Annotated in this window: 12 protein-coding genes; 9 read left to right on the top strand and 3 right to left on the bottom strand. The window is 64.2% G+C overall.

Features of this window, described 5'->3' with window-relative positions; translation table 11 throughout:
* Positions 1-26: 26 nt before the first annotated feature.
* The 7 genes from LOY22_RS22345 to LOY22_RS22315 all read left to right on the top strand — a co-directional run bounded on the left by LOY22_RS22345 (position 27) and on the right by LOY22_RS22315 (position 8,336).
* Complete coding sequence (locus tag LOY22_RS22345) at positions 27-1,994, top strand: ligand-gated channel protein (protein ID WP_258594848.1); 1,968 nt, start codon at positions 27-29, stop codon at positions 1,992-1,994.
* Between the two features lie 74 nt (positions 1,995-2,068).
* Positions 2,069-2,374 (top strand): DUF3649 domain-containing protein, encoded by a 306-nt coding sequence (locus LOY22_RS22340; RefSeq protein ID WP_045197184.1) that lies wholly within the window; start codon positions 2,069-2,071, stop codon positions 2,372-2,374.
* Positions 2,371-3,945, top strand: coding sequence for a PepSY domain-containing protein (locus LOY22_RS22335; protein WP_258594846.1), 1,575 nt, complete (start codon positions 2,371-2,373; stop codon positions 3,943-3,945). Before LOY22_RS22340 ends, LOY22_RS22335 begins: the two co-directional genes overlap by 4 nt.
* The gene (locus LOY22_RS22330) at positions 3,945-4,271 is read left to right on the top strand and encodes a DUF3325 domain-containing protein (RefSeq protein WP_093379632.1); all 327 of its coding nucleotides are present in this window, start codon (positions 3,945-3,947) and stop codon (positions 4,269-4,271) included. Before LOY22_RS22335 ends, LOY22_RS22330 begins: the two co-directional genes overlap by 1 nt.
* Position 4,272: 1 nt before the next feature.
* Positions 4,273-4,857, top strand: coding sequence for an RNA polymerase sigma factor (locus LOY22_RS22325; RefSeq protein WP_045197187.1), 585 nt, complete (start codon positions 4,273-4,275; stop codon positions 4,855-4,857).
* Entirely contained in the window at positions 4,854-5,828 is a 975-nt protein-coding gene (locus LOY22_RS22320; RefSeq protein WP_045197189.1) for a FecR domain-containing protein, read from the top strand. Before LOY22_RS22325 ends, LOY22_RS22320 begins: the two co-directional genes overlap by 4 nt.
* Before the next feature lie 105 nt (positions 5,829-5,933).
* Positions 5,934-8,336, top strand: coding sequence for a TonB-dependent receptor (locus LOY22_RS22315; protein ID WP_258594842.1), 2,403 nt, complete (start codon positions 5,934-5,936; stop codon positions 8,334-8,336).
* On the opposite strand, the gene LOY22_RS22310 is transcribed toward LOY22_RS22315, so the two are convergent.
* The gene (locus LOY22_RS22310; protein ID WP_195884991.1) at positions 8,333-9,208 is read right to left on the bottom strand and encodes an AraC family transcriptional regulator; all 876 of its coding nucleotides are present in this window, start codon (positions 9,206-9,208) and stop codon (positions 8,333-8,335) included. The genes LOY22_RS22315 and LOY22_RS22310 overlap by 4 nt on opposite strands.
* A 137-nt stretch (positions 9,209-9,345) precedes the next feature.
* Between LOY22_RS22310 and LOY22_RS22305 the strand changes: the two genes are divergently transcribed.
* Positions 9,346-10,248 (top strand): DMT family transporter, encoded by a 903-nt coding sequence (locus tag LOY22_RS22305; RefSeq protein WP_093379647.1) that lies wholly within the window; start codon positions 9,346-9,348, stop codon positions 10,246-10,248.
* Between the two features lie 101 nt (positions 10,249-10,349).
* Here the strand turns inward: LOY22_RS22305 and LOY22_RS22300 are convergent, their stop codons facing one another.
* Complete coding sequence (locus LOY22_RS22300) at positions 10,350-10,859, bottom strand: DUF2165 family protein (protein WP_093379651.1); 510 nt, start codon at positions 10,857-10,859, stop codon at positions 10,350-10,352.
* Between the two features lie 170 nt (positions 10,860-11,029).
* Between LOY22_RS22300 and LOY22_RS22295 the strand changes: the two genes are divergently transcribed.
* Positions 11,030-11,410 (top strand): hypothetical protein, encoded by a 381-nt coding sequence (locus LOY22_RS22295; protein ID WP_143013262.1) that lies wholly within the window; start codon positions 11,030-11,032, stop codon positions 11,408-11,410.
* Here the strand turns inward: LOY22_RS22295 and LOY22_RS22290 are convergent.
* On the bottom strand, positions 11,407-12,384 hold the full coding sequence (locus LOY22_RS22290) for a D-glycerate dehydrogenase (protein WP_045197199.1): 978 nt from the start codon (positions 12,382-12,384) through the stop codon (positions 11,407-11,409). The two genes, LOY22_RS22295 and LOY22_RS22290, sit on opposite strands and share 4 nt — an antisense overlap.
* Between the last annotated feature and the right edge of the window lie 7 nt (positions 12,385-12,391).

Below are 12,391 nucleotides of genomic sequence, written 5' to 3'. Positions count from 1 at the left end.
TTTACATTTCTCAGGGAGAGGTCCTCGTGTCCCCGACTTTCAGTAAATCCTGCCTCGCGCTTACCCTCTGCTCGCTCTACACCGCGCAAGCCACAGCTCAGAACCAGCCGCTGGAGCTGGACAACATGGTGGTGACTGCGTCGGGTTTCTCCCAGCAGATCAAGGATGCGCCGGCATCGATTTCGGTGATTACCCGCGAGCAGATCGAGAACAAGTCCTACCGTGACGTCACCGATGCCCTGCGCGATGTGCCGGGCGTGGTGGTCACTGGTGGCGCCAGCTCCAGCGACATCAGCATTCGCGGCATGGCCTCCAAGTACACCCTGATGTTGGTCGACGGCAAACGCCAGGACTCGCGTGCCACCCGCCCGAACAGTGACGGCGCCGGTATCGAACAGGGCTGGATGCCGCCGCTGGAAGCCATCGAGCGCATCGAAGTGGTGCGCGGACCGATGTCTTCGCTGTATGGCTCCGACGCCATGGGTGGGGTGATCAACATCATCACCCGCAAGGTCACCCCGCAGTGGTACGGCGGCGTGCGCACCGAAGCAACCTTCCAGGACCGCTCCGACTCGGGCAACTACAACAGCACCAACGCCTTCATCTCCGGGCCCCTGGTCGACAACCTGGTCGGCCTGCAGCTGTACGGCCAGCGCTCGCGCCGCGACGAAGACCATATCGTCAACGGCTTCAACGAGCAGAGCACCGACAGCGCTACGGCCAAGCTGTCGTTCACCCCGGATGAACACAACGACATCACCCTCGAAGCGGGCAAGTCCGAGCAGGAGCGCAACTCCCACGTCGGCCGTTCCGCCAGTCGTTCCGCCAGCCGTAACGACTACGACCGTACCAACTTTTCCATCACCCATTCCGGGCGCTGGGACAGCCTCACCAGCGAAAGCTACCTGCAGCGCGAAAAGATCGAGAACCCGGGTCGGCGCATGGAACTGGAAAACACTGTGCTTAATTCGCAGGTGTCGTTCTTCAGCGATTCGCACATCACCACCTTCGGTGGCCAGTACAAGTACGAAGACCTCAGCGACGAAGGCAACCAACTGGCCTCGGCGGCCAGCGTCAACCAGCTGACCCGCTGGTCGTGGGCCCTGTTTGCCGAAGACGAATGGCGCCTGACCGAAGCCTTCGCCCTGACCGGTGGCCTGCGCATGGACCGCGACGAGAACTACGGCACGCACTGGTCGCCGCGCCTGTACGGGGTCTACCACCCGACCGAGCAGTGGACCATCAAGGGTGGTGTATCCAGCGGCTACCGCTCGCCGGACATCCGCGCCGCCGTCGATGACTGGGGCCAGATCACCGGTGGCGGTGGCGACCCGGCGATCATCGTCGGCAACTCCAGCCTCAAGCCGGAGAAGAGCCTGAGCCAGGAAATCGGCTTTATCTGGGACAACCTCGAAGGATTCTCCACCGGCCTGACCCTGTTCAACACCGACTTCAAGGACAAGATCACCGAGACCCGCCGCTGCACCGACAGCACCGGCAATGCCTCGGGCCAGTGCCAGATCGGCGGTACCTCGTACAAGTTCATCAGTGACCGGGTCAACGTTGACGAGGCGCAGATGCGCGGCATCGAAGCGACCCTGGACTGGGACATCACCCAGACCGTGTCGCTGGCCACCAACTACACCTTCACCGCCTCCGAGCAGAAGAGCGGCCCGCAGAAAGGCAAGGCCCTGAACCAGATGCCGCGGCACATGTTCAACGCCACCCTCGACTGGCAGGCCACCGACCAGCTGGGGACCTGGGCGCGCCTGAACTACCGCGGCAAGACCTCGGACTACCTGGGCCGCACCACCATGTCCGACGGCACGCCGTCGTACACCTTCGTCGACTTCGGCGGCACCTACCGGGTGACCAAGAACGTCAAGCTGCTGGCCGGTGTGTACAACGTCTTCAACAAGGAAGTGGACTACGACAACTACCAGACCGTGCTGGACGGCCGCCGCTACACCATGGGCGTCGACCTGTCGTTCTGATCGGCCGGCCTGCGGTTTTGCTTATGAGAATATAAATCATTATTATTGTGCGCTTCTCGTAATGGACCGATGCCATGAAAAGCAAAGCCGCCGGGCTGCCCATCAGCTATCGCCTGGCCGTGACTTCCCGCAGCCTGGCTGCCGTGTTCGGTGGCTACCTGCTGGCGGCCATGGCCAGCGTCTGTATCACCCTGCTGTTGCCGGTGCCGCGTGCCGAGGCGGTGATCAGCGGCATGATGCTGTCGTTCCTGTTCTACCTGGTGGCTTTTCTCTGGTGCTTCGCCTGTCGTAGTGCCTGGCAGGCCTGGCTGGGAGTACTGGTGCCGAGCCTGGTGCTGGCGATGATCAGCGGCCTGGCCTACTGGATGAAAAACCCATGAAAGAGGGCTTTCGCCAGGCCATGGCCTGGCTGCATACCTGGACCGGGCTGATCTTCGGCTGGTTGCTGTTTGCAATTTTCCTGACCGGGACCATGTCCTACTTCAAGGAAGAAATCAGCCACTGGACCCAGCCGGAAGTGCCCAGCCGGGCGCTGGATCCGGCGGCCAGCCTGGACCTGGCCCAACGCTACCTGCAAGAGCATGCGCCGACTGCGAGCAGCTGGTTCATCGAGTTGCCCAACGCTCGCGAACCGGCGCTGAGCGTGAGCTGGCCCAAGGCTGGAGGCGGGCGCCGCGACTTCACTTCCAAAACCCTCGACCCTGCCACCGGCGCCGAATTGCAGGCGCGCGAGACCCGTGGCGGCAATTTTTTCTACCGTTTCCATTTCCAGCTGGAGATGCCTCACCCCTGGGGCCGCTGGCTGTCGACCTTTGCCGCGTTCATCATGCTCCTGGGCCTGGTGACCGGGATCATTACCCACAAGAAGATCTTCAAGGAGTTCTTCACCTTCCGCCCGGGCAAGGGCCAGCGTTCCTGGCTCGACGGGCATAACGCCATCGGCGTATTGGTGCTGCCGTTTCACCTGATGATCAGCTACAGCAGCCTGGTGATCTTCATGGCCATGGTCATGCCGGCCAGCATCATCGCCAGCTATGGCGACAACACCCGTGGCTTTTTCAACGACCTGTTCGGCGGCCAGAGCCAGGTCCAGGCCGCCGGCACCGCGGCGCCGTTGCTGCCCTTGCCGCAGCTGTACGCCAAGGTCCAGGAGCAGGCGCCCGGGGCCAATCTTGCCTGGGTCGAGGTACAGAACCCCGGTGACCAGAACGCCCGGGTCCGGTTCGCCCGCCATGCCGGTGACCGCATTGCTCACCAGCGCGGCGGTGGCTGGCTGTTTGACGGGGTTAACGGCACTCTTGAGGGCGGCAGCCAGATCGAGGCCACGCCGGTGCTGATTTCCGGCGGCATGTACGGCCTGCACATGGGTATTTTCGCCGGGCCGTGGCTGCGCTGGCTGTACTTCTTCTTTGGCCTGGCCGGCACCGCAGTGATCGGCACCGGCCTGGTCATGTGGCTGGGCAAGCGCCAGCTCAAGCATGCCAAGAGCGGCACCCAGCCGTTCGAGCTGCGCCTGGTCGAGGTGCTCAACATCGCCAGCATGAGCGGCTTGCTGCTGGGTGTGGCGGCGTTCTTCTGGGCCAACCGCTTGTTGCCGATCGACCTTGAAGGCCGTGCCGACTGGGAGACCAACTGCTTCTTCCTGCTCTGGGCTTTGTCACTGGTGCACGCCATGCTGCGCCGCGGCCGCCGAGCCTGGGCCGAGCAACTGGGCCTCGGCGCGCTGATGTGGGCGGGCTTGCCGCTGCTCAACGGCCTGACCACCGGCCAGGGCCTGAACCACTCGCTCGCCGTCGGCGACTGGGCCATGGCTGGTTTCGACCTGACCGCCTTGGCCAGCGGCCTGTTCCTGGCCTGGGCTGCCAGCAAGATGTGGCGGGCGCCGCTAGTCGCGCCCAAGCGCAAGCCCAAGGCCGCGCCTGGCACGTTGATTGAAAGCGAGGTGAACTGATGCTGGCCATTGCCCTGTTTGGTTTTGCCGGCTTCGCCGCGCTGTGCCTGGCCATGGACAAGCACTACAAGGACCTGCTCGGACAGCCACCGAGCAATGCGCGGCGTGCGGCGCTGCGGGTGGCGGGCTGGGCGCTGCTGGCCCTGGCGCTGTTGTTGGCGGTGCGCCACAGCGGCTGGGCCATGGGCCTGGTCGAGCTGTTCGCGGTGCTGATGGCCGGCGTCACCCTGTGGGTGTTCCTCCTGCCTTACCAGCCGCGCCTGCTGCTGGGCCTGGCGGCGGCCAGCGTGGTGCTGGCGCCATTGACTGCCCTGGCGTCGCTGTAGCTTGGTCAACGAGCCGCTCGATCTACCCGCCGAAGGTGGCAACGACACCGACGGGGCCAGCGGGCGCGCGCGATTTGTGCAGGTGTTTCTCGCCCAACGGGCGCAGATGGAAGCCCTGGTCAGCCGCCGCATCGGCTGCCGGGCCACCGCCTCGGACTTGATCCAGGAGTTGTTCCTGCGCTTCTGGCGCCGGCCGCAGGTCAAGGTCGAGGCGCTCGATACCTACCTGCTGCGCTGCGCCGGCAATATCGCCATCGATCACCTGCGCAGCGAAGGTGCCCGCGAGCGGGTCAACGACAGCCTGCAACTGGAGGTGGCCGACGAGCATGTCAGCGCACCGCAAGTGGCCCTGGAGGTAAACAGCGACCTGCAGCGCATCGAGGCGGCGCTGCGCCTGCTGCCCGAGCGTACCCGGCAGATCTTCTTGCTCAACCGCATTCACGGGCGCAAGTACGCCGAGATCGCCAAGGCCATGGGCCTGTCCCAGAGTGCGGTGGAAAAACATATGATGCGCGCACTGGAGGCGTGCAAGGCGAGTATCGAGCTGCCGCCGGCCAGCACCCGCAAGCCAGGGAAAGCACCATGACTGACATCACCGCCGCGCAGCACCAGGCCGCACTGGGCTGGCTGAGCCGGATCAACGAGCAACCGCAACTGGCCGAGCGCGCCGAGTTCAAGCGCTGGTTGCTCGCCCATCCGGCCCATGGCCGCGCCTATGCCCAGGCCCAGGCGTTGTGGCGCCTGAGCGAAGCGCCGGCGAGCCTGTTGGCAGCCGAGGACGACCCGGCCTTGCAAGGCTATTTGCGCGCCATGCAGCAACCGCCAGCGGGGCGCACCTGGCGCCGTGTCGCCACCTTGGCTGCCGCTGCCTGCCTGGTGTTGGCGCTGGGCACCGCTGCCGGCTGGCATCCGGCCTACTGGCTGGATGACCTGCAGGCGGATTACGTCACGGCGCCGGGGCAAGTCGAGGAAGTGGTGCTGGCCGACAACTCGCACATGACTCTGGATGCTGGCAGCGCCGTGTCGGTAGATTTCAGCGAGGGTCAGCGCCAGGTGACGATCCGCCGTGGCGCGGCGTTCTTTCATGTCACCCACACCGGCGCGCCGTTCGTGGTCGAGGCGGCAAAGGGCGAGACGCGGGTACTCGGCACCCGCTTCGAGGTGCGCAAGCACAATGGCGGCGCGCGGGTCACCGTGCTCGATGGCCGGGTGGCGGTGACCGCCGAGCCCGGGCGCTTGCAGCAACAGCTGAGCGGCGGCCAGCAGGTGGCCTACCGCCACGGCACCGCCAGCGCCGTCGAAGCGGTGGACAGCGAATCGCGCCTGGCCTGGCGCCAAGGCTGGCTCAATTACTACCAGGTGCCGCTGAGCACGGTGATCGACGACCTGGCCCGCTACTATCCCGGGCGCATCATCGTGCTCGACAGCGAACTGGGCAAACGCAAGGTCAGCGGCAGCTTCCCGGCCAGCCAGCCGCTGGCGGCGCTGGATTCGCTCGGCGCGGTGCTGGGCTTCAAGCGCAATACCCTGCTGGAGCGGGTGACGCTGATCCGCTGAAAAATATTTTCAGAAAACTGATGAGGTAATTTCGCGCGACAACCGTGTAGTGAGTGAAAGTGCGATTCATTCGCATAAACGTCACTCCTTCACAGGTTACCGGTCATGAAGTTCACCCCCTCGGCAGCGCGCAGCTTTTCAATCTGGCTCAGTGTCTCGGCCCTGGCCACAGCGGGCGCATTCCCCCTGGGCGCGGTGGCCGCGCAGCAAGTCTATGTGTTTGCCCAGCCGAGCAAGCCGCTGGTGCAGGCGCTCAATGACTTCAGCCGGCTGACCGGGCAAAGCGTGATCTATACCACCGATCTGCCGGCGCTCAACGCCCCGGCCCTGCACGGCAGCCTCAGCGCCGAGCAGGCCCTGCAGCAACTGCTGGGCAACTCGGGTTTTGCCGTACGCCGGGTCGATGCCCGCACCCTGACCCTCGAACCACTCGATGCCGGCGCTGCGCTCAAGCTCGACGCGACCACGGTGAACTCGCAAGCCGATGCCGACTACAGCTACCAGCCGCCAGCCAGCAGCTCGGTGATGCGCAGCCAGGCTTTGATCATGCAGACGCCCCAGGCGATCAACGTGGTGCCGGCCCAGGTGCTCAAGGACCAGACCCCGCGCAACCTCGACGATGCCCTGGCCAACGTCAGCGGTGTGACCCAGGGCAACAACTTCGGCGGCACCCAGGACACGGTGATGAAGCGCGGCTTTGGCGACAACCGTGACGGCTCGATCATGCGTGACGGCATGCCGATCGTGCAGGGCCGCAGCCTCAATGCCAGCACTGAGCGGGTCGAAGTGCTCAAGGGCCCGGCCTCGTTGCTGTATGGCATCCAGGACCCGGGCGGGGTGATCAACGTGGTCAGCAAGCGCCCGCAACTGCAGCAATACAACGCCCTGAACCTGCGCGGCTCGACCTATGGCAGCGGCAAGAACGGCAGCGGTGGCGGCCTGGACAGCACGGGTGCCCTGGGCCAGAGCAACTTCGCCTACCGCCTGGTGCTCGACCATGAAGACGAAGACTACTGGCGCAACTTTGGTACCCACCGTGAATCGCTGGTGGCGCCGTCGCTGGCCTGGTTCGGCGAAGACACCCAGGTGCTGCTGGCCTACGAGCACCGCGAGTTTCTCTACCCGTTCGACCGCGGCACGGCCATCGACCCGCGCACCAACCACCCGCTGGACATCCCCAGCACCCGGCGCCTGGACGAGCCGTTCAACGACATGCAAGGGCGCTCGGACCTTTACCGCCTGGAGGTCGATCATCAGCTTGCGGACGACTGGAAAGCCCACTTCGGCTTCAGCTACAACCGCGAAACCTACGACGCCAGCCAGGTGCGGGTAACCGCCGTCAACGCCGCCCGCGGCACCCTGAGCCGAAGCATGGACGGCACCCGTGGCGCGCTCAGCAGCGACCGTTTCGCCACCGCAAGCCTGGAGGGCAAGGTGCAACTGGCGGGCATGCAGCATGACCTGCTGCTCGGCCTCGACAATGAGTACCGCAAAGTCTACCGCGCCGACCTGATCCGCCAGGGCAGCCTCAGCACTTTCAGTTACCTCGACCCGGTGTATAGCCGCGAAGTTGAGGGCACCAGCGTGCGCGACAGCGACAGCGCACAGACCGACAAGCTGCGCAGCGACTCGTTGTTCTTCCAGGATTCGATCCACCTCGATGAACACTGGATTCTGGTCGCCGGTGCGCGCTACCAGATGTACGACCAGCTCGCCGGGCGCGGGCGGCCGTTCAAGGCCAATACCAACACCAACGGTCAGGCCTGGGTGCCGCGGGTGGGGCTGGTGTACAAGGTTGACGAGCAGCTGTCGTTGTATGGCAGCTACAGCGAATCGTTCAAGCCCAACTCCAGCATCGCCCCGCTGACCGGCGGCCTGGTGCTGGATTCGGGGATCGAACCGGAGGAGGGTAAATCCTGGGAACTGGGCGCCAAGCTCGACATGCCGGGGGCGCTGACCGGCACCCTGGCGCTGTTCGACATCCGCAAGCGCAACGTGCTGGTGGCCAACTTCGATTCCGCTACCGGCGACACGCTCTACAGCAACGCCGGCGAGGTGCGCTCGCGCGGCATCGAGCTGGACCTGACCGGGCAGTTGAGCGAGCGCTGGAGCCTGATCGGCAACTATGCCTTCATCGACGCCGAAGTCACCCAGGACCCGACGCTTGAAGGTAATCGCCTGCAGAACGTGGCGCGCCACAGCGGCTCGCTGTCGGCGGTGTATGATGCCGGCAGCCTGTTCGGTGGCGACCGCCTGCGCCTGGGCGCCGGGGCGCGCTATGTCGGCGAGCGGGCCGGCAACGCCGAGAACGATTTCGAGCTGCCGGGCTACACCGTCGCCGATGCCTTCGCCAGTTACGAAACCCGCCTGGACGAACACAAGGTGCGCTTGCAATTGAACGTCAAGAACGTGTTCGACCGCACCTATTACAGCTCGGCGGTGAACCGCAACTTTGTCTCGGTGGGCGATGCGCGCCAGGTCAGCCTGTCCAGCACCCTCGAATTTTAACTGTTGAAGGCCGCCCGGTAGGCGCCGGGCGTTGCTCCCAGGGCCTGGCGGAAGCGGTTGCTGAAATGGCTGGCGCTGGCAAAGCCGCACAGCAGCGCCACTTCGCCCAGCGGCAGTTGGCCATGGCGGAGCAATTGCCGCGCTTTGGCCAGGCGTCGGGCCAGCAGGTACTGGTGCGGCGGCAGGCCGAAGCTTTGACGAAACATTCGCGCGAAGTGGTACTCGGAAAGGTTGCACAGCGTCGCCAGCTCACCAAGGCTCAGCGGCTGATCCAGGTGGCCTTCGACATATTCACTCAGTTGCCGGCGCTGGTGCGCGGCCAGCCCGCCCTTCAGGCGCAGGCCCTGGCGCAGGCCGACCTGGCTGAGCAGGGCGTGGTCGAGAATCTCGTGAGCCAGGCTGCTGGTCAGCAGGCGTTCGGCGGGCTCGTCCCAGTCCAGGGCAATCAACTGACGAAAGCGCCGGGCCTGCTCGGGATCGTCGAGAAAGGTCGCTTCCTGCAATTGCAGCTCGCGCGGTTCGCGGTCCAGCAGGCTGACGCAGCCGAGAGCGAACTGCTCCTGGCTGATATACAGGTGCGCCAGGCGGATCGAGCCGTTGACCACCCAGTGCGAGGCGGAACCGGCGGGCATGATGCACAGTTTGTCGGGCGAGCCGGTGTGGCCGGGGCGGTCGCGGCGAAAGGTGCCGGTGCCGTCGGCGATGTAGCACGACAGGGTGTGATGGCTGGGCGCTTCGTAGTCGCGGGCGTCGTGGCGGTTGTTCCACAGGGCTGCCGCCAGGCCGTCCCCCAGGTGCGCGCTGTGTTCCAGGCGGGCATGGGGTGAGTCGTGCATGGCTTTGAAAACTTGCAGCTGGTCCAACGGCGTCATGGTCGCTACCTCTGTTGGCCATCCTACTCCGCCGCGCCCGGGCTGACAGCTGCTGCCTGCGCAAAAGCGCAAGAATGTGCAAGTGCCACTGGCGGGGACGGCTGCACACTGGTGGCCTGGAATTGAGGAGTGCCGCCATGAACCTGTCGTTATACCTGCTCACTGTGCTGATCTGGGGCACCACCTGGATTGCCTTGAAGCTGCAACTGGGGGTGGTCGCCATCCCGGTGTCGATCGTTTACCGCTTTGCCCTGGCGGCGCTGGTGCTGTTTGTCATTCTGCTGCTCAGCCGCCGCCTGCAACCGATGAACCGTCGCGGTCACATGATCTGCCTGGCTCAGGGCTTGTGCCTGTTCTGCGTCAACTTCATGTGCTTTCTGACCGCCAGCCAGTGGATTCCCAGCGGCCTGATCGCCGTGGTGTTCTCTACCGCGACCTTGTGGAACGCGCTGAATGCGCGGGTGTTCTTCGGCCAGAAGGTGGCCGCCAATGTGCTGGCCGGTGGCGCCCTCGGCTTGGCCGGGCTGGGCCTGTTGTTCTGGCCCGAGCTGTCCGGGCATGCCGCCAGCCGTGAAACCATCATCGGCCTGGGCCTGGCGCTGCTGGGAACCCTGTGCTTTTCGGCCGGCAACATGCTCTCCAGCCTGCAACAAAAAGCCGGTTTGCGCCCGCTGACCACCAATGCCTGGGGCATGCTCTATGGCGCCAGCATGCTTGGCCTGTATTGCCTGGTCAGCGGTATTCCGTTCGCCATGGAATGGAACACGCGCTACATCGGTTCGCTGATGTACCTGGTGATTCCGGGCTCGGTGATCGGCTTTACCGCCTACCTGACTCTGGTCGGGCGCATGGGCCCGGAGCGGGCCGCTTACTGCACGGTGTTGTTCCCGCTGGTGGCGCTGAACGTCTCGGCGTTCTATGAGGGTTATCAATGGACGGCACCGGCGCTGGCAGGCCTGGTGCTGGTGATGCTGGGCAATGTGCTGGTGTTTCGCAAACCCCGGCCCAAGGTGGTCGAGCCGGTGGTGGCCTTGCGGTAGCTATCGCACCGAACCTGTGGGAGCGGGCTTGCCCCGCGATGAGGCCGGTACAGCCAGCCCACAGGGGCCGGCTCAAGCAGGAGCATTGTTGGCAACCGGCCTCAATCATCTATTTTGAGGCTGATGAAAATCAGCGTGGCGAACAGAAAGTCGACGATCCGCCCCGCAGTGGCCAGGGCGTTCCACTGCGTGGATTGCCACATGGCAAACCATTCACCGCCTACCACCTGGAAGAACAGGTACCAGATCAGCAGCCCCAGCAGGCAACCGGCAACGGCGAAGCGCTTGGCCTTGTGAAAGTGTCGGGCGTCGGCACATCGGTGTTTGAACATCTGCCAGGCACCGACTACGAAGCACAAGGTACAGAGGACCTGGGCGGCAATGATCAACCAGTAGAACAGGTGGTGCAGAGGCGGCGAGGTGATTGAGCGGTAGAGCAGGGCATTGCCCGGGAAGGTCGTGTCCATGCTCAAGGTGTGTTGGACGAAGACAAAGTTGCTGGCGTAGTCGGTGAGGTTGCCGAATACCACTAGCGCACCGAAGATCCCAATGAACGCTGTGAGCAGTATTTTGCCGAGGCGGATCAATCCGTGAGTCGAGAAGGTTTCCATGCTGTTGGTGACCTTAGGCTAAACACGCTTATGGAGTCTCAAATTTCAGGTTCGTTACAGCGATGTAGCCGTTGCAGCTGATTAGCGGTACCTGGCAAAAATGCCAGGTTTCAAGGGCGTGCCAAAGGCGTAGCTTGCACAACACATCCGCCGCGTTCGAGGCAACGGTCATGGAAGTGATGATGGGTAAGTCCAATAAACCGTTGGTCGCGCCGCCCACGCTCAAAGATGCGAGCTGGACGGTCAGCCTTTCCCAGGTGGACGAGGCGGGGCTGACGCTCAGTGGTTACGCCTTGCCAGGCTTGCAGGGCTCTCAAGGGGCAACCTTGCTGCTTGGCTGGATTGGCTTTCCACCGGGAGGGGCGCCGGAAACCTACGGTGACTCGCTTGCGATCGAGCGTTGGGAAGATTACCGAGGGCACGACTTCGTACTGCCCAGGCGCTATTTGCAAAGCGCGCTGGGCGGTACTGGTGTGCTGTTTTTCGATCTCTCGGTGCTCAGCCTGCCGTCGCAGATTTCACCACTGGTAACGGTAAGGGTGGTTGATTAGGCCGACTTCCACACCTGCGGATTGACCAGATCCCGTGGCCGTTCACCGAGCAAGGCGCTGCGCAGGTTATCAATCGCCCGATTGGCCATGGCCTCGCGGGTTTCAGCGGTAGCCGAACCTACATGCGGCAAGGTCAGGGCGTTTTTCAGCTGGAACAGCGGTGATTCGGCCAGCGGCTCCTTCTCGTAGACATCCAGCCCGGCGCCGCGAATAGTGCCGGCCTGCAAGGCTTCGACCAGCGCCGCTTCATCGACCACCGGCCCACGGGAGACGTTGATCAGAAACGCGCTGGGTTTCATCAGTTGCAGTTCGCGACTGCTGATCAGGTGTTTGGTCTGCGCGCCCAGTGGCACCACCAGGCAGACGAAATCAGCTTCAGCCAGCAGTTCATCGAGGCTGCGGTACTGCGCGCCGAGTTCCTGCTCCAGCGCCGGCTTGCGGCTGTTGCCGCTGTAGATCACCGGCATGTTGAAACCGAAGCGCCCGCGCCGGGCGATGGCCGCGCCGATATTGCCCAGGCCGACGATGCCCAGGGTCTTGCCGTGCACGTCGCTGCCGAACTGCGCCGGGCCGACGGTGGCTTGCCATTGCCCGGCCTTGGTCCAGGCATCCAGCTCGGCGACCCGCCGCGCCGCACCCATGAGCAGGGCAAAACCGAGGTCGGCAGTACTTTCGGTAAGCACGTCGGGGGTGTTGGTCAGGGCGATGCCGCGCTGGTTGAAGTAGGCCAGGTCATAGTTGTCATAGCCCACCGAGACGCTGGCGACCACTTCCAGCTTGCTGGCGTTTTCCAGCTGCGCCTGGCCGAGTTTGCGGCCGACGCCGATCAGGCCATGCGCTTGGGGCAGGGCTTGGTTGAACTGGGCGCTGATGTCGCCGAGCTTGGGGTTCGGCACGATCACGTTGAAGTCTTGCTGCAGGCGTTCGACCATCGCCGGGGTGATGCGGCTGAAGGCAAGGACGGTCTTTTTCATCGGCGAA

This window comes from Pseudomonas sp. B21-035, from assembly GCF_024748945.1.
Classification (GTDB): Bacteria; Pseudomonadota; Gammaproteobacteria; order Pseudomonadales; family Pseudomonadaceae; genus Aquipseudomonas.
This window is presented reverse-complemented; position numbering and strand designations above follow the sequence as displayed.

What these genes read in the sequence shown, in the direction of transcription:
- LOY22_RS22340 (WP_045197184.1), top strand. Translation starts at nt 2,069, where the DNA reads ATGAAAAGCAAAGCCGCCGGGCTGCCCATCAGCTATCGCCTGGCCGTG.
- LOY22_RS22335 (WP_258594846.1), top strand. Translation starts at nt 2,371, where the DNA reads ATGAAAGAGGGCTTTCGCCAGGCCATGGCCTGGCTGCATACCTGGACC.
- LOY22_RS22330 (WP_093379632.1), top strand. Translation starts at nt 3,945, where the DNA reads ATGCTGGCCATTGCCCTGTTTGGTTTTGCCGGCTTCGCCGCGCTGTGC.
- LOY22_RS22320 (WP_045197189.1), top strand. Translation starts at nt 4,854, where the DNA reads ATGACTGACATCACCGCCGCGCAGCACCAGGCCGCACTGGGCTGGCTG.
- LOY22_RS22315 (WP_258594842.1), top strand. Translation starts at nt 5,934, where the DNA reads ATGAAGTTCACCCCCTCGGCAGCGCGCAGCTTTTCAATCTGGCTCAGT.
- LOY22_RS22310 (WP_195884991.1), bottom strand. Translation starts at nt 9,208, where the DNA reads ATGACGCCGTTGGACCAGCTGCAAGTTTTCAAAGCCATGCACGACTCA.
- LOY22_RS22305 (WP_093379647.1), top strand. Translation starts at nt 9,346, where the DNA reads ATGAACCTGTCGTTATACCTGCTCACTGTGCTGATCTGGGGCACCACC.
- LOY22_RS22300 (WP_093379651.1), bottom strand. Translation starts at nt 10,859, where the DNA reads ATGGAAACCTTCTCGACTCACGGATTGATCCGCCTCGGCAAAATACTG.
- LOY22_RS22295 (WP_143013262.1), top strand. Translation starts at nt 11,030, where the DNA reads ATGGAAGTGATGATGGGTAAGTCCAATAAACCGTTGGTCGCGCCGCCC.
- LOY22_RS22290 (WP_045197199.1), bottom strand. Translation starts at nt 12,384, where the DNA reads ATGAAAAAGACCGTCCTTGCCTTCAGCCGCATCACCCCGGCGATGGTC.